Raw genomic sequence first — 16763 nt, 5'->3', positions numbered from 1 at the left:
TGATGGTCGGCGTCAGAACGTCATGTTCATGATGTCTTGGTAAGCCGAAACCAGTTTGCTCTGCACCGACACGGCGGTGCGCAGCGAAAGATCGGCCTTCTGCAGCGCAACCATGGTGCGGCCAAGGTCGGCACCGGGGTCGCCGCGTTCGTAGCTCGCGGCCATGCTCCCCGCCTCCATCTGGGTGTTGCCCACGGCGGCGATGCCCTGCTTGAGCAGCGCAGAGAAATCCCCTGTGCTGCCACCAGGCTGCGCCTGCACCGCTGTTTCCGGCATGCGCACCTGCGCCGTCATCTGGCGCATCTGGGCAAGCAGGTTGTTGACGTCGATCGTGCTCATGGCGTGGACCCATGCCGCTGGAGGGAGACGGAATCCCGTCGCAAGACAGGGTTCCAACATGGCAAATGCACGAGCCGTGCCACGGCCCGCACCGACGGTGCGGTTCTATCTCAGGCCGCTATGCCGCTGGCCTGCAGCCCGTACTTGCGCAACTTCTCCACCAGCGTCGTGCGCTGCATATGCAGCAGACGCGCGGCATGCGCCACCACACCGCCGGTGGCGTCGAGCGCTTGGCGGATCAGCCCCACCTCGATGTCGGCAAGATGATCCTTCAGGTCGATGCCGTCTTCGGGCAGCAGACGCTGCGACTCATCCACAGCATGCATGCCAAACACTGGCGCTGACGGCAGGTTTTCCTCCATCAGCGCCAACAGGGCAGCACCATGTGCCTCCGCGCCCGTGGGCACGTGACGGTATTTCGACGGTAATTCGCTGGCGCGCACCTCGGCATGCGGACACAGGATCGCCATGCGTTCGACCAGATTGGCCAGCTCGCGCACGTTGCCCGGCCAAGAATGCTCACGCAGCGTCTGCATTGCGCCCGCACTGAAGCGCGCCACGCCGAGACCGCGGCTGGCCAGGCGCTGGTTGAACTCATCGATCAGCACCGGCAGGTCTTCCAGCCGCTCGCGCAGCGCCGGCAGTTCCAGCGGGAACACGGACAGGCGGTAGAACAAATCCTCGCGGAAACGCCCATCGGTGATGGACTGTTCCAGATCGCGGTGGGTGGCGGCGATGACGCGCACATCGCAACGCTGAGTCTTGGCGCCGCCCACGCGCTCGTACACGCGCTCCTGCAGCACGCGCAGCAGTTTCACCTGCATCGGCAGGCTCATGTCGCCGATTTCATCGAGGAACAGCGTGCCACCTTCCGCCAGCTCGAAACGGCCCTTGCGTGCGCTGATCGCCCCCGTGAAGGAGCCCTTTTCGTGGCCGAACAGCTCGCTTTCCAGCAATTCGGCCGGGATCGCACCGCAGTTGATCGCGACGAGCGGCTTGTCCCTGCGCTGGGAATGCTCATGGATGGCGCGCGCCACCATTTCCTTGCCGGTGCCGGACTCGCCCAGCACCAGCACGGTGGAATCGAACGGAGCCACCTGGCGGATCAACGCATTGACATGCAGCATCGGCGTCGAATGGCCCACGAAGCGCAATGAACCCGACTGGCCACCCAGCAGGCGCGCATGAATGCCGCGCAGCGCCTCGGCCATCTGTTCGTAGCGCAGGGGAAATTCCACGAGCGCAGCACGGGAAGCAGGAGTCACCTTCCCATAGCGCGCAGCCAGCGGCGCATCCGCGGCCACCAGCATGGGAATGCGGTTTATCGCGTCGCCGAGCAAGGCCAATTGGTGCTCGACCTCTACCTCGTCTGCATCACTACCTACGTACGCGCCTTGCCAAGCGTGGGTGGCGGCGTCAACCGATTGGCAGTCGGCCGCACGTTGCGGGCGATAGCCGAGGAAGTGAAGTGCCGACATCACGGCATCTGCACGAGTCGCGCTGGACTCGATGACGAGAAAATCAAATTTTTGCATGACCCCTAATCCTTGAACCCGCTTCACGCGCTCGCTTGGCTTCCTGAAGGAGCGACGCAGACTTCGTCAGTGCCAGCTTTCCGTCGCTGGCTCACTGAACAGAAAGCATCAATAAGGCCAATTCTGCAGATAGGTATGACAATTGATCATCACGCGGCGTCAATAAAATGTGCACGCACGACTGCCCCATGCGTAACCGTTTGGCGCAAACGCATGATGCGGAAAGATTTAGGCAAACCGCCATTCGAACGACAGGGGCGGCTAAAGTCGTATAACGCGCGTCGGGAAATTTGCGCACGCCTCGTCGTTCTGTGATTCGCATCACATTTCGAGTGACGTTAATCGTCGCACCTCAACCGAGTTGCTGACGCGCACCTGCCACTTTGCGTCGGTGATGACGAAATACGAGGCGCTCGATGGCGTCACTCGTCGCATCGTTGTGATTCACGAATTCCACATAACTTTGACTTTCGTCGATCTTATGTGAAAGACGACCCGCCAATTCCAACGGAAGGCTGCGGCAAGCGTCAAAACGCAAGCGCAGCAACACGCCCTCTTCCGCAGGCACAGGCAACAGTGCGGACGGCAACACGGCACCTATGGCATTGAAGCGCAGGGTCTGACGCGGCGGCAGCGACGCGTCGGGTGCCAGCATCTGGTTCACGATCTCCACCAGCGCGGTGAGCTTGGCATCCATGCGCAGCATTTCCTGCATCAGCGGATTGTCGTCGTCGCCGAGATCCAGCCGACGTTCTTCCAGTGCGTCCAACGTCGCCAAGGTATTCGCGTTGCGTTCGGCCAGGCGCTGCAACCGTTCCGGCGAGGGTGGCCAGACCAGCGGTTCGCAGTCGGCGTGCAGGTTTTCTTCGCTGCTCAGACGTTGCTCGAATTCTTCCCAGCTGCTGGCAGTCATGGCGGCTCCGCATCGGTGAGGGCGACAGTCCGTACTTTGACGCAGCAAGATGCTCGCCGGACGCCGACGAATCAAGCTCTTCAATGCGTTTCGGGGTCAGCGCCCCAGGCCCACGTATGTATTCAAGGCCCGATGGGCGTAACCGTTCCGGCTCAAGGCGTCGGCAATCTGCGCGCGCGCGCGCGCGGCCAGGCTCAACATTTCCTCGTTGCACGCCAGTAACTGCTCCAGCAGTTCGCGGCTGCGATCATCGCGCGGGTGGCTGGCGCGCAGCAGGGGCGCGCGCTCCACTTCCATCTTGGGCAAACTGTCCCACTGGCCTTCGCGTGCGGCGGCCAGCATGTTATTGCTGACCTCCAGTGCCCGTTCCAGCGAGGTGTGACCTTCGCTCATGCGGCGTTTCCGGCACGGTTGGCAAGATAGCTGTCGCGAATGCCGTTCCAGCCCCTGCGCACCGGATCGAGCAGATCCATGCACTCGGCCAGCGCTCCCTCGTCGTTGTTCAACTGCGCGAACAGCAGGCGGCGAGTGACATAGTCATAAAGCGAGTCCAGCCGTTGGGCCACCTCGCCACCAGCCTTGTGATCCAGGCTGACACGCAGCTCGCCCACGATGGCCACTGCCTTGGTGACAGCGGCCCCCTTGGCGGCCACATCGCCGCGGCGCAGGTGTCCGCGCGCCTGGGCGATGCGCTCGATCGCGCCATCGAGCAGCAGGGCGATCAACTGGTGCGGGTCCGCGCTTTCCACGCGGCCCGCGAGGCCGGTCTGTTGGTACAACGCGCTGGCCTGGCGCATGTATGCGTTCGTCACGGGACGGCCTCCGTCAGCCGCTCGAAGAAGAATTGCTGTTCAGCATCGCGTTCAGCGATGTGGTGATGGAGCTGCTGGTGTTTTTCAAGGTGGACATCAGCGTGTCCAGCGCGGTGTATTGCTGGCGCAGCTGGGTCGCATAGGCGGTCATACGCGCGGTGAGCGCCGTCTGTTCCTGGCTCAGATTGGTGAGCTGCGACTGGATGCTGCTGATACGCGTCGAAATGATGCCGCCGCTTCCGCTGAAGCTGGTCAGCGCATTGCCAAGCGTGGTGGCGTAACCGTTGCTGCCGGCGAACAGGTTCTGCACCGCGCTTGGGTTGCTCTGGATCTGGCTGCTCAACTGGTTGCTGTCCACGCTGAGCGTGCCGTCGGCATTGCGCGTGATGCCCAACGCCGCCAACGAACCGATGCTGTTGCCCGCCACACCGCCGCTCAGAATGCTGTTGACCTGACGCTGTATCGACATCAGCGTGGAATCGCCCAGCAATACGCCCGCCTGCTGGGTGGTCGGGTCATAGCTGTCCAGCGAAGTCACGGTGGAGGCATAGCTGTTGTAGGCGGAGACGAAATTGTTGACCGCCGTAGTGATCGCACTGGGATCCTGCGCGATCGTCAAGGTGGAGGAGCCGGTCGCCGCAAGGCTGAGCGTAACGCCAGGCAATGCGCTGCTCACCGTGTTGCTGGCGCTGGTCACGGCGATGCCATCGATGCTCAAGCTGGCGTCGGTCGCTGCGCTGCTCGGTGTGTTCAATGCGGATGCCAGACTGCTCAGGCCACTGCTGCTGTCGGAGCTGGCGGTCACGGTGAAGGCGTTGGCCACACCGGTACTGGTGGAGGTCAACAACAGCTGCTGACCATTGGTTCCGCTGACCACGGTGGCCTGCACGCCGGGGTTGCTGCTGGAACCGTTGATCGCCGAGGCGATGGTGCTGAGCGTGTCGCTCGCGCCAACCGCGATGTTCATCGCGTTGCCGCCGACGGTCACCGTCAAAGTTCCGGCGCCCACCGGGGTACCCGAGGCGGAGGCATTACTGACACTTTTCTGCGCAGTAGCGAGACTGTTCACCACCAAGCTGTAGGTGCCTGGCTGCGCGCTGGACTGGGTGGTGACGCTGCCCACGGCGGTGTTGCTGAGCGTGGAATCGTAGGTCGTATAGGTGGTGACGCTACCCAGCGTGGTGAGCGCATCCTGCATGGAACTGAGCGCACTGCTGAGCGCGGTCAATCCAGCCTCTTGCGATTGCAGCTGCGTGGTCTGGCTGCTGATCTGTTGCTTGGGGCCAGCGGCCTTGGCATTCACCAGCGCGTTGATGATGGAATTCACGTCCAGCCCGGAGCCCACGCCCAGCGAACTGAGTATGGCGCTGCTGCCTGCACTGCTGTAGCTGCCGGAGCTTGAACTGGTGCTGCCGCTGTAGTTGCTGTAGCCGCTGCTGCTCGTGCCGCTGCTGGCGCTGGTGCTGCCGGTGTAGCTGCCCGCTGTGGTGCTGGAGCCGACGCTAGAGATGTAGGTCATGGAGGCGTTCCTTTAGCGATCCGATCCCGCCCGGCGGGAGTATCCAGACGCGGTATCAAGGTTCACAGGCAAAACTCACGCCAACCACATGGGCTTTACCAGGGAGCCTCGTGCCAATGGCGACCCGGGACCGGGTCGCCATTGTGAGGTGGAACCGCCCGCCGCATGCGGTGCGGGTGGTTCCCTTTTGCTGTTATTGCAGGAGCTTCAGCGCCATCTGCGGATTGGAGTTGGCCTGCGCCAGCACCGAGATACCCGCCTGCTGCAGCACGCTCGCCTGACTCAATGCTGCTGTTTCGGCCGCGAAGTCCGCGTCTTGAATGGTGGACTGCGAAGACTGCAGGTTGGTGGTCTGCGCCGACAGCGTCGAGATGGTGGACTGGAAGCGGTTCTGCACTGCACCCAGTTGGGTGGCGAAGTTGCTGACCGTGGACAGGGCCGAGTCGACCTGGGCAATCAGCGCATTGGCGTCCTGAACGCTGTTCACGTCGCCGTTGGCCAGCATGCCACTCGTCCCGCTGGTTGCGGAATTGATGGCAGTCCCGGCGGTGTAGCTGCCCGACGCCAGGCCCGCCACGCCGCCGGTGGTTGCGGACGAGGTGAGGCTGTCGCTGGCACCGCCTGCGGAACCGGCGTCAAACGCGCCGCCCGAAACGCTGAAGCCGGTGCTGGTGGTGCTGGTGAAGATGTTGATGCCGCCATTGCCATCCACCGCCGCATTGACGGCGCCGCTGGTCTGGGCATTGATCGCATCGGCCAGTGCCTGCGCGCTGGTGGCGACGCCGCTCAGCGTGATGCTGCTGGATGCGCCATTGGAGCCGGTCAGGCCGATGGTGATCGTGCTCATGTCCAGGCCGGTGGCAACCGGGTTGGAGCCGCTGGTGACGAACGCGCCGCTCAGGTTGCCCGAGTCGTAGGCGCCGATGCCGCCCATCGCGGAAGCCTGCACGTTGGTCTGCAGATCCACGCTGATGGTCTGGCCCACGTTGGCACCCACCTGGAAGGTGGTGTTGCCCAGCGCACCGTTCAGGATATTGGAGTTGTTGAACGTGGTCTGGTTGGCGATGCGGCTGATTTCCTGCAGACGCTGCTGTACTTCCACGTTCATCGAAGCGCGGTCGGAGGCGGAGTAGGTGCCGTTGGCAGCCTGCACGGCCAGATCACGGATGGCGTTGAGGTTGGAGGTGACCTGGTCCAGCGCGCTGCCGGCGGTCTGCGCCAGATTGATGGCGTCCGACGCGTTGGAGCTGGCCTGCTGCAGGCCGCCGATCTGGGTGGTGTAGCGGTTCGCAATCGCGTAACCCGCCGCATTGTCGGCGGCGCTGTTGATCTTGAGGCCTGAAGACAGGCGCTCGGTGGCCTGGTTCAGCGCGTTCTGCGAGCTGACCAGGTTGTTCTGCGCCTGCAGCGAGGCGATGTTGGTGTTAATAACCAGTGCCATGGGGTGTCTCCTGAAAAGGTCGGTCTTGAAGCTGTCGGATACGTTCTCCGGCGGTGCTCCTCAGACCGGAGTGCCAACCGCCTCAGGGTGCGTTTCGGCGCTGGCACAGGGTTCTTGAGCGATATTTTTTGTTGGCACGGAACGTGCGCCACCCCGGCCTTTACCGTCCGCCAGAAGAAGCCGGTTGGGCCATGGATGACGGATCACACCCGACAGCCGTCTCGCGCCCACCTATTGGTAAGGAGAGGTCTCGCGGATTGGCACCATGTTTGCTGGCATCTTTCAGGCTGTTTCCCAACCGACAGAAAACCGGCGATGCCGGTACTGTCTGCACGACTCGCAAGGCACCGGCAGATGCGATGCGCCCGCCGGCCCCGTGGCGCCAAGAAGGCAGAGCACACCCGAATCATGTCAAACAGCGAAGCGACGATATCCGCCACGACCCAGCAGGCCATGCAGCAGCAGATCGACGCGTTGCAGCAGCGCATCGACTTCATGCAGCAGTTCTTCGAGGAGCACGCCCTGCGCGAAAAGCCCAGGCACAGGCGCCACGACGCGGAACGGCTGGAGCGCGTACGCAGCAGCCCGCGCTACGACGACGCCTATGGCGAGCAGCCGCTGGTCTCGATCATCGTGCCCACCTACCAGCGCGCGCGCATCTTCATCGAGCGCGGGCTGCCCAGCGTGCTGCGTCAGGATTACACGAACTGGGAGCTGCTCGTTATCGGCGACTGCATGGCCGAGGAACAGGCCGCCCTGCTGCGCGAGGCCGCCACCATCGATCCGCGCGTCCATTTCCACAACCTGCGCCATCGTGGCAAGTACCCCACGATGAAGGCGCCCATGTGGTACGTCGCCGGCACCAAGCCCTACAACTTCGGACTGCGCGTGGCCCGTGGCTCGTGGATCGCGGTGCTCAACGACGACGACGAATACTTGCCCAACCACCTGTCTTCGTTGCTGGACGTAGCCCGGGCCAACCGGGTCGAATGGGTGCACGGGAACGTCCGCTTCCTCGACGACCACGGCAATGAACAAGGCGTCGTCGGCAATGCCGAGCTCCAGCAGGGCGGCATTTCCAGCATCAGCAGCCTCTGCCACGCCGGCCTCAAGACCTTCCGCAGCGCCGGTACGAACTGGAAGTATTGCTGCCCGGGCGATTGGGATACCTACGAGCGCCTGCTGGCCATGGGTGTGACCCATGCCTACATGAACGCCACGACCGCAATCCACCATGGTGACTACTTCCGCACGTCAGTGCTGGAGCCACATGCCACGCTGTCGATCGCCAGTCATCCGACTTCGCCCCGTGAACAGTATCGCCAATGGCTGGAGCCACAACGCCTGTCGCCGGCGCAAGCCGCACTGGCAGAGGGTCGCCAGGCGCCATGCAAGGTGGACGTGTTCGTGATCGACGTCGACGGCAACCCTGCCGAGGTGCAGACCAGCCTCGACAGCCTCGCCGCGCAACAACATCGCACCCTGCATGTCACCGTGCTGTCGGATCGCGCCGACATGCCCGGCGACGATGCCGACACGCAGCCCCATCGGGGCGACTGGGCGGCGCGTATCAACGAACTGGCGGCCACCAGCGATGCGGACTGGTTGCTGCCGCTGTTCGCCGGGGACGAACTGGCGCCCCATGCGCTGCTGCTGCTGGCAGACAACTCCGGCCTGCATCCGGAGCATGCCTGCTGCTACGTCGATGAAGATGCACGTGGCGACGAGGGTTACGGGCAACCGGTGTTCAAGCCCGATCTGAATCTGGACATGCTGCGCAGCTACCCCTACCCGGGCCGGGTCCTGGCCATGCGCCGGGAGGTGTTGCTCGCGCTGGGCGGACTGGATGCGCAGCACGGCCCGCTCGCACATTACGACTTCGTGTTCCGCTGCATCGAACAACAAGGCCTGGCATCGGTCGGACATCTGGCCGAAGTGCTGTACCACGCCAGTCAGCCCTTCGGACATTGGCTGTCCTCGCCCTCCGTGCGCGAGCATTCCGCCGCCATCGTGGCGAACCACCTCGATCGCCTGGGTATCGCCCACGACGTCGCAACGGATGCTTCCACCGGCATCCATCGCGTGCGCTATCTCAACAACCGCCAGCCCCCTGTCTCCATCATCATCCCCACGCGCGACCAGTTGCCGATGCTCAACGGCCTGATCGACAGCCTGCTGGCCAAGACCAGCTACAGGAACTATGAACTGCTGATCGTCGACAACGACAGCCGCGATACCGCCACCTGCGCCTATCTCGACGGCATTGAAAGCCTGAACAATCCGCAGCTGCGGGTGCTGCGCTGGCCGCACCCGTTCAACTATTCCGCCATCAACAACTTCGCCGCCGCGCAAGCGCGCGGCGAGTACCTGGTCCTGCTCAACAACGACACCGCGGTGCTGCACGACGACTGGATCGAAGCCCTGCTCAACCATGCGCAACGGCCCGAAGTGGGCATCGTCGGCGCCAAGCTGCACTACCCGGACGGGCGCATCCAGCATGCCGGCGTGGTGCTGGGCCTGCGCGGCCCGGCCGACCATCCCTACATCGGCGAAACGATGGATGCCCCGGGCTACATGCATCGCCTTCTGGTGGACCAGAACTACACCGCGGTAACCGCCGCGTGCCTGATGATCCGCAAGTCGGTGTACGACGAAGTCGGCGGCCTGGACGAACAGGACTTCAAGGTTTCCTACAACGACGTCGATCTCTGCCTGAAGACACACCGGGCCGGCTATCTCACGGTGTGGACGCCGTATGCACGCCTGATGCATGAGGGCAGCGTCAGCCAGACCAAGGTGGACAAGACCGACAACGATGCCAAGGCCGCTCGCTTCAGGGGCGAACAAGAAGCGATGTATCGCAAGTGGCTGCCTCTGCTGGCCCGTGACCCGGCCTACAACCGCAACCTCAGCCTGACCGGCTCCGGTTTCGACCTCGACGCAACGCGCGCCCAGGCCTGGCAACCCTTCGAACGGCCCGTGTTGCCGAACCTGTTCTGCATTGCCGCCGATGAAGCCGGCTGCGGTCACTACCGCATCATGCAGCCCCTCCATTCCATGCGGCGCGAAAACCTGGCCGAAGGCATGGTCAGCAGCACGCATTTCAGCCCGGTGCTGATGGAGCGCTTCGCGCCCGACACGATCGTGCTGCAGCGTCAGACCACCGGCAGCCAACTGCGCATATTGCGCAACTACCGGGAGTTCAGCCGTGCATTCAAAGTTTACGAGTTGGACGACTACCTGCCGAACGCTCCGCTGAAAAGCGTGCACCGCGCCGACATACCCAAGGACATCCTGAAATCCCTGCGCAAAGCGGTGAGCTTCACCGATCGCTTCGTGGTATCCACCGCGCCGCTGGCCGAGGCGTTTGCCGGCCTGCACAGTGACATCCGGGTAGTGGAGAACCGCCTGCCGGTGGAGTGGTGGAGCGAAGTACGCGGCGAACGCCGTAAGGACGCCAAGCCTCGAGTGGGCTGGGGCGGTGGCAGCAGCCACCGTGGCGACCTGGAGCTGATCGCCGATGTGGTGCGCGAGCTGGCCGACGAAGTGGAATGGGTGTTCTTCGGCATGTGTCCGGAAAAACTGCGCCCATACATGCACGAGTTCCACAACGGCGTGCCGATCGCCCAGTACCCGGCCAAGCTGGCCTCGCTCGATCTCGACCTTGCGCTGGCTCCGCTGGAAGACAACCTGTTCAACGTCTGCAAGAGCAACCTGCGGCTGCTCGAGTACGGTGCCTGTGGCTTTCCCGTGGTATGCAGCGACATCGTCTGCTATCGCGGCGACCTGCCGGTGACGCGCGTGCGCAACCGCTTCAAGGAGTGGGTCGACGCGATTCGCATGCACATTGCCGACCGCGACAGCACGGCCAGGATGGGCGATGCGCTGCGCGAGGTGGTGCTGCGCGACTGGATGCTCACCGGCCACAACCTGACTGCCTGGCGCGACGCCTGGCTGCCGGATTGATGACAGGGGCATCTGCCATGGGCACGGCATTCCCGGCGGCTCCACTTTCCGTGCAGGCCGCCCGTTGCCGGGAACCTGGCATCGTGCAGAATTCCCTCGCCCGACGCATCAAAGGCCACGCCTCCGAATGGAAAACGACATGCACGCCGCCGACCTCCCCCTGGTGATTTTCGGCACGGGTGGGCTTGCCCGCGAGTTGTGGGGCTGGATGAAAACCGCCAGAGATGGCCGGCCCAGGGCGCGCATGGCGGCCTTCGTGGTCGACGACGCGGCGTTCGACAGCTACGACGGCATTCCCGTCATGAGCCGTGAGCAGGCCCGTCGGCTGCAGCGGGTCGAATATCTCATTGCGGTCGCCAATCCCATGGAACGCAAGCGGCTCTCCGCCGAGCTCGACGCTCTGGGCTGGCAAGCCGGCACGTACACGCATGAATCCGCCCTGCTCGGCGTCAACCTCACGATCGGCAAAGGGACGATGATCTTTCCGCGTTGCTCGATCTCGTCCGACGCCACCCTCGGTGAACACGTGCTGGTCAACGGTGGCACGGCGATTGGACACGATTGCGTGATCGCCTCCTATTGCTCGCTGCTGGGCGGGGCCAGCATCAATGGCAGCGTGACCCTCGGCGAAGGTGTACTGGTCGGCGCGGGCGCGATCATTCATCCCGGCAAGAAAATTGGCTCTGGTGCCACGGTAGGCATGGGCAGCGTGGTGCTCCGCCATGTCGCCGCTGGACAAACCGTCTTTGGCAACCCGGCCAAGCCGTTGCACTGAATGCGGTTCAAGCCGTGATGTTGGTCGTCCGTCCGCCATCCACCACCAGTTGCTGCCCGGTGATCCAGCGCGCCTTTTCCGAAAGCAGGAATTCGACGGCGTCGACGATGTCGGCAGGCACGCCGATACCCAGCGGGTAGTCGGCAGCCAGGCGGTCAGCCATCCCGGGATCATCGAACATCGACTCGGTCATCGCGGTGCGCAGCGCACCGGGCAGTACCGAATTCACGCGCACGCCAGGCGCCAACTCGACCGCCAGCGATTTCATCAGCGCGTCGAGCGCACCCTTGCTGGCGCTATATGCGGAGAAGCCCTTCGCACCGAACTGACTGGCGATACTGGAAACGAACACCACGGCGCCCAACCGCTGCTGGTTGACCCGCTTTTTCGTCAATGTCCTGACAAGTTCCATCGCGGCAAATACGTTGGCACGGAACGTGTCCAGCACCATGTCCGGCGTCAGGCTGCGCAAGGGCAGCACGCTCAGATGGGCGGCACTGTGGACCAGCCCGGCCACACGCACGTCGTTGATCGCGAGGAAATCGCCCAGCTGGCCGGCGATGCCTTCCACATCCATCAGATCGTGGCGCCAGATCAACTGGCGCTCCGGTGCATGGCAGGTCGATCGCGTGCGCTGCAGACGCGCTTCGTCGCGTCCGGCGAGAATCAGGCGATGGCTTGCGGAAAACCGCCGCGCCATCTCGCTGCCCAGTCCAGAGGAGGCACCGGTAATCAGCAGGCAGCCTTCATCCCGAGGCATGGTTTCCGGCTCTGTCATGTCGTTCCCTTGTAATCGGGTGTCCCGTCATTTCGCAAGATAGCCACCGTCGACCACCAGCACCGTGCCGGTGATCCAGCGGCCAGTGGCTGCGACAAGGAAGGCAGCGGCATGGGCAATGTCTTCCGCCTCGCCAAAACCGAGCGGGTGCAAGGCTTCGACGGCATCGCGCTGCGCCGCATCCCAGCCGCGCTCCAGCCGATCGAACATCGGCGTGCGCACGAAACCAGGTGCAATGCAGTTCACCCGCACGCCTATCGGCGCCAGTTCCAGCGCAAGGGAACGTGCGAGCCCGTGCAAGGCCGACTTGCTCATCGAGTACGCCACCGAACCGGCGCCGCCGGCCAAGGCCATGATGCTGGAGATGAACACCACCGACCCGCCTCCCTGGCACACGCGCTTGCGAGCCATGTTGCGCGCAAGCGCCAATGCTGCCTCGGTGTTGACCGCGAGGATATGCCGCCAGGTTTCCGGCTTGATGTCACGCGCCGGCATCACGACCTGGGTTCCCGCTGCGTGGACCATGCCATGCAGCAATCCGCCTTCGGACACGACCTTGCGCACGAGAGCATCGATGCCGTCAACGTCGGCAAGATCATGAACATGATAGTCGTGCCCGCTGCCCGGCAGGCTGTCAGCGAGCTCACCGAGCACCCCTCCGTCGAGATCAATCAGACTGACACGTGCACCGAGCGCCGCGAACAAACCCGCAGTGGCGCGCCCGATGCCGGATGCGCCCCCCGTGACGAGGTAACGGCAACCGGTCAGATCAAGCGGATTGGGTGAAGGCGTATTCACGCGCTCAGCCCGCCCTAGCCCCCGCGGACAGCAGCCGATAGAGGTCTCCGACAGTGGTGGCGCCGCGAATCTCCCGCGCCGCGAATGTGGCGCGGTAGCGCGAATCCGCCATCGCAACCACCGAGAGAACGGCGAGCGAATCCCAGGACTCGAAACCGTCAAGCCGGTCATCTTCCTTGACGGTTTCCTCGTCGAGGATATCGGCCATTTCCTTCAGAAACTCTTCCATCAGTGCACCCGTGGATAGTCGATGATGTCGCAGAATGCCAATGGCCCCAACGGAAGCAGCATCGAGCTCCATGTGAGCCCGACGCCGAAGCCGCCGAGTACCGCCGTAAGTGTTTTGTCCAAGACCTGCTCGCGCAGGTTCAGGGCTAATGCAAGCGGTATCGTGACACCGCTGGAATTGCCGAAATGCTCCACCACGTTGCTTGGCATCTTTGCGTAGGGTACCTGCAACTTGTCGGCCAGCTTCTGCAGCATGAACCGGTTGGGCTGATGGAACAGATAGGTGTCCACCGCAGCGGCCTCCGTCTGCGCAGCCGCTAGCAAGGCCTCGATCATCGGGGGCACCTCGGTCTGGACGAAATTGAAGACCGCCGAGCCATCCATCACCAGGTCGTCGCGTGCCCGCAGGTTGCCTTCCGCGTCTGCATGCAGCTCGCGCGTCTCCGCGCTCGACGGTTCCCGCATCCCGCCGGCCGGTATCATCAACGCATCGCGCCGGCTGCCGTCCATCTTGAGATTGGCATGGATCGGCGCGTCGTCGTCGCAACGGCCGATCACGGTGATCGACGCGGCATCGCCGATCAAGGGATAGCTGTTGCGGTCGCGCACGGACACCTTGCGGCTCATCACGTCGGCATTCACCAGCACCACGCGACGGATGGCCGGCTGCTCCAGCAGCATGAAAGCCTGGTACAGGCCGATCAGAAAGCCGGCGCAACCCTGGTTGATGTCCATGCAGAACATGTCGTGCTTGAGCCCGAGCCGGCCTTGAATCACGCTGCTGGTGGCCGGCATGAAGTAGTCGGGCGACTGGGTCACCAGGATGAGCGCATCAAAATCGTCGCGACCCAGCAGACCCTGCGCGAACAGATGCTCGAGACCGTGAACCGCGAGGTCGGACACGCACACCGGGCCATCAACGATCCGATGGCGGTCGTAGCCCATGACTTCCTTGAGCTTCAAAGAGCGCGCACGCGGGAAATCGAACTGGTCCATCTCGTCGACGAACAGGCGCTCGTTGGCTGGCAGCACTGCCAGCAGCCCCTCGATCCTTTTCCCGTGGAAGACGAGATTCATGCGTCGACACCGTATCTGCCGAGCAGCAGGCGGATCGCCTGCAGGTTGCAGAAGTTCTCCGGCACGATCTGCGTGCCCTCGATGCGGATACCGAACTCGCTGTCCAGATCCGAAACCAGGGCGAGCATGTCGAAAGAATCGAGCATGCCGTCGGCGAGGTAATCCTGCGACGCCGAAAAATCGAACTCGGGGCGGATGCCGGACAGGATATCTAGGATGCTTTTCATCGCGTCGCCGTCTCCGCTCGCCTCACCATGATGCTGTCAATCATGCCGTCTTCGCTGAATCCGTAATGATGGTATTTGGCAATGGCGTCGACGTTGTCGGCGACCACCCACAGCGTAACGCGTCGACTCGATGCGCAGCGGCCGAAAAAGGCATGCATGAGTCGGGACCCGATACCTTGGCCGTGACAATGGCCGGCGACATGCCAATAGCGCAGCACCGCACTCTGTCCCGTGGCCTCCAGGATCAGGAAGCCCGCCAGCTCGCAACCCGCCCGCACCACGAACACGGCACTCGCGGCCACGGCCTCCTGCAGTTCTCGCACGCCTTGTATCTGCTCCGACAAGGGATCCAGCCAACGCTGCATGAAGGCATGCAATGTCGGCACGTCCTCCGCCCGAGCCAGTTCGACGCCCACCACGCCATCCGCTGTCATGGTCGGCACACCCATGCGTTGCATGCGCACCAGTTGCGCATATGGCGCGAACCCGTGTCGACGATATGCCTGGGCAACCCGCTCGATATCTCCCGGCTTGCCGACGAGATCGGCCACCATGAGCTGGTCCGGCATCATCGCGATGAGTTTTCCGAGCGCTGCCGACAATGACGGCTGATCGGATGCCAGGTGGCTGACCCGCAGCAACGGACCATCGTGACGCAGTATCAGCAGCGCGCCTTCGCACGGCAGTATCGAGAGCACCCCCTCCGCGCTCCACACCTCGATCTTCGACGCCGGCGCGAAGAAACTGACGGCGAATTCCGCGCCACTGCGCTCGATCCGGTCCATGGCTTCCAGCAGCACGCCGGCTTCGGTCACGCGTTTCATTGCGGCGAGGACAGCAGAATGGCCAGCCCGTTGCGGTCGACCTTGCCGTTGGGGTTTCTCGGCAGGGACGCCATGGAGCGGAATGCCGTGGGTATCATGTATTTCGGAAAGATCTCCGCAAGTCTGCGCCGGATGTGCGCCGGCTCCACATCCGCGGAAAGCACCTCGTAGAACAATGTGATTTCCTTGACGGCCTGGTTGTAAAGCACACAGGCCTGGCCGATGCCTTCCACGCAATGCACCTGATGTTCGATCTCCTGCAGATCGATCCGGTATCCCATGTGCTTGATCTGGAAATCCTTGCGCCCGACCAGGAATATCTCGCCGTCTTCGCGGCGCCAGGCCACGTCGCCGGTGCGATAGATGCGTTCCGCATAGCGCGTGTTCAACGGGTTTTGCGCGAAGGCCCGGGCCGTCTTGTCCGGGTCATTCCAATACCCGAGCGCAAGCGAACTGCCGCGCACGCATAGCTCGCCACGCTCTCCGGGCGCACATGAATGCCCTTCGTCGTCGAGGATGAGGATGTCGGTGTTTCGACAGGGACGGCCGATGGGTAGCGGTTCGTCGTCGTCGAATTCGCGGTCGACGATGAAATAGGTGCAGTCGACGTGGATCTCGATCGGCCCGTAGAGGTTGACGAAGCGCGCCTTCGGCAGGGTCCGCCGCCAGTGGTTGAGCTGCTTGGTGGGGAATACCTCGCCGGCGAAGAAGATGTTTTCCAGGGCAGCCAGGTCGTACTTTCCGAGCAGATCCAGGTTCGCGATGGCCACCATGATCGAGGGTACCCAGAACAGGAAGCTGATTCGCTGGTCGTGCAGGAACTCGAGCAGGCGAGCCGGGAACGTCGCCGTTTGCTCGGGCACGAAAACGAGTGTCGCCCCCTTGTACAGGCAGAGGAACAACTCGAGGATGTAGATATCGAAATACAGCGGCGAAAGGCTGCCGATGCGCACGCTTTCGTCGAAATCGAAAGTGGCGAACAACCACTCCATGAAGTCGATGGTGCCCCGGTGACTGAGTGCCACACCCTTCGGAGTGCCGGTCGAACCCGATGTATTGATGATGCACAGGGGATCAGTGTCGATAACTCGCCGCAAGCGATCCTGAAGCAGGGCATCGTTGATCTCGCCTTCCAGGATATCCTCGACGCACGCGATCTCCAGGTCCGGACCGACGATATCGCGCAGAGTGCCGGCAAGAGCACGCGAGGTAATCGCACAGGCGGGCCCGATCTTGTCCAGGATATTGCGTATGCGCTGCGCCGGCGACTTGATGTCCAGATTGCAGTAGGCATTGCCGCTATAGACGATGCCCAGGTTCGCGATCACCGTTTCGGCGCATTTGGGCAGGTAGACTGCGACTGCCTGATTGACTCCGTCCAAGCGGCGCGCGAGTTGCGTAGCACATAGCTTGGCACCTGCAGCCAGCTCGGCGAACGCGAGCACCCGGCCGCCCTCGACGATCGCAGCCTTGTCGGGAAAACGCCGCAACGCGCCTTGCTCGAGAAAATCGATGACGTTGAGCATCATGG

General features: G+C 63.2%; 16 protein-coding genes. 2 read left to right on the top strand and 14 right to left on the bottom strand.

Features of this window, described 5'->3' with window-relative positions:
• Window positions 1–12: 12 nt before the first annotated feature.
• The 7 genes from fliE to IHE49_RS15585 all read right to left on the bottom strand — a co-directional run bounded on the left by fliE (window position 13) and on the right by IHE49_RS15585 (window position 6559).
• Window positions 13–339: a flagellar hook-basal body complex protein FliE gene (fliE, locus tag IHE49_RS15615; protein WP_192159587.1), complete on the bottom strand. Its 327-nt coding sequence runs from the start codon at window positions 337–339 to the stop codon at window positions 13–15.
• Between the two features lie 110 nt (window positions 340–449).
• Entirely contained in the window at window positions 450–1874 is a 1425-nt protein-coding gene (locus IHE49_RS15610) for a sigma-54-dependent Fis family transcriptional regulator (protein WP_192159585.1), read from the bottom strand.
• 352 nt (window positions 1875–2226) lie between these two features.
• Window positions 2227–2787, bottom strand: a complete 561-nt coding sequence (locus IHE49_RS15605; protein WP_192159584.1) for a PilZ domain-containing protein — start codon at window positions 2785–2787, stop codon at window positions 2227–2229.
• Window positions 2788–2883: 96 nt separating this feature from the next.
• Window positions 2884–3180 (bottom strand): flagellar protein FliT, encoded by a 297-nt coding sequence (locus tag IHE49_RS15600; RefSeq protein ID WP_192159583.1) that lies wholly within the window; start codon window positions 3178–3180, stop codon window positions 2884–2886.
• Entirely contained in the window at window positions 3177–3599 is a 423-nt protein-coding gene (gene fliS / locus IHE49_RS15595; RefSeq protein WP_192159582.1) for a flagellar export chaperone FliS, read from the bottom strand. The genes IHE49_RS15600 and fliS overlap by 4 nt, the downstream gene beginning before the upstream one ends.
• Window positions 3600–3612: 13 nt before the next feature.
• Window positions 3613–5118 carry a flagellar filament capping protein FliD gene (fliD, locus tag IHE49_RS15590; protein WP_192159581.1) on the bottom strand — a complete coding sequence of 502 codons (1506 nt, stop codon included), beginning with the start codon at window positions 5116–5118 and terminating at the stop codon, window positions 3613–3615.
• A gap of 193 nt (window positions 5119–5311) precedes the next feature.
• The gene (locus IHE49_RS15585) at window positions 5312–6559 is read right to left on the bottom strand and encodes a flagellin (protein WP_192159579.1); all 1248 of its coding nucleotides are present in this window, start codon (window positions 6557–6559) and stop codon (window positions 5312–5314) included.
• 408 nt (window positions 6560–6967) lie between these two features.
• Here IHE49_RS15585 and IHE49_RS15580 point away from each other — a divergent pair, with 408 nt between their 5' ends.
• Together IHE49_RS15580 and IHE49_RS15575 are read left to right on the top strand one after the other, a co-directional pair.
• The gene (locus tag IHE49_RS15580; protein WP_192159577.1) at window positions 6968–10525 is read left to right on the top strand and encodes a glycosyltransferase; all 3558 of its coding nucleotides are present in this window, start codon (window positions 6968–6970) and stop codon (window positions 10523–10525) included.
• A 139-nt stretch (window positions 10526–10664) separates the two neighbouring features.
• On the top strand, window positions 10665–11300 hold the full coding sequence (locus tag IHE49_RS15575) for a NeuD/PglB/VioB family sugar acetyltransferase (RefSeq protein WP_192159575.1): 636 nt from the start codon (window positions 10665–10667) through the stop codon (window positions 11298–11300).
• A 7-nt stretch (window positions 11301–11307) separates the two neighbouring features.
• Here IHE49_RS15575 and IHE49_RS15570 read toward each other — a convergent pair whose 3' ends face one another.
• Genes IHE49_RS15570 through IHE49_RS15540 form a run of 7 tightly spaced genes read right to left on the bottom strand, consistent with a single transcriptional unit; the run spans window position 11308 to window position 16761 of the window.
• Window positions 11308–12060 (bottom strand): SDR family oxidoreductase, encoded by a 753-nt coding sequence (locus IHE49_RS15570; protein WP_192159569.1) that lies wholly within the window; start codon window positions 12058–12060, stop codon window positions 11308–11310.
• Window positions 12061–12105: 45 nt separating this feature from the next.
• Window positions 12106–12876, bottom strand: coding sequence for an SDR family oxidoreductase (locus IHE49_RS15565; protein ID WP_192159567.1), 771 nt, complete (start codon window positions 12874–12876; stop codon window positions 12106–12108).
• Window positions 12877–12880: 4 nt separating this feature from the next.
• Window positions 12881–13105: an acyl carrier protein gene (locus IHE49_RS15560; protein WP_192159565.1), complete on the bottom strand. Its 225-nt coding sequence runs from the start codon at window positions 13103–13105 to the stop codon at window positions 12881–12883.
• Entirely contained in the window at window positions 13105–14181 is a 1077-nt protein-coding gene (locus IHE49_RS15555) for a ketoacyl-ACP synthase III (protein WP_192159563.1), read from the bottom strand. The genes IHE49_RS15560 and IHE49_RS15555 overlap by 1 nt, the downstream gene beginning before the upstream one ends.
• Window positions 14178–14408, bottom strand: coding sequence for an acyl carrier protein (locus IHE49_RS15550; RefSeq protein WP_192159561.1), 231 nt, complete (start codon window positions 14406–14408; stop codon window positions 14178–14180). The genes IHE49_RS15555 and IHE49_RS15550 overlap by 4 nt, the downstream gene beginning before the upstream one ends.
• Window positions 14405–15223: a GNAT family N-acetyltransferase gene (locus IHE49_RS18685; RefSeq protein WP_192159559.1), complete on the bottom strand. Its 819-nt coding sequence runs from the start codon at window positions 15221–15223 to the stop codon at window positions 14405–14407. The genes IHE49_RS15550 and IHE49_RS18685 overlap by 4 nt, the downstream gene beginning before the upstream one ends.
• 5 nt (window positions 15224–15228) lie before the next feature.
• Window positions 15229–16761, bottom strand: coding sequence for an amino acid adenylation domain-containing protein (locus IHE49_RS15540; RefSeq protein ID WP_192159557.1), 1533 nt, complete (start codon window positions 16759–16761; stop codon window positions 15229–15231).
• Window positions 16762–16763: the final 2 nt, after the last annotated feature.

Origin of the sequence: Rhodanobacter sp. 7MK24, assembly GCF_014842995.1 — a bacterium.
Lineage (GTDB): Bacteria > Pseudomonadota > Gammaproteobacteria > Xanthomonadales > Rhodanobacteraceae > Rhodanobacter_A.
Note: the sequence above shows the minus strand (reverse complement) of the source record. Positions and strands in the feature narration are given on the sequence as shown.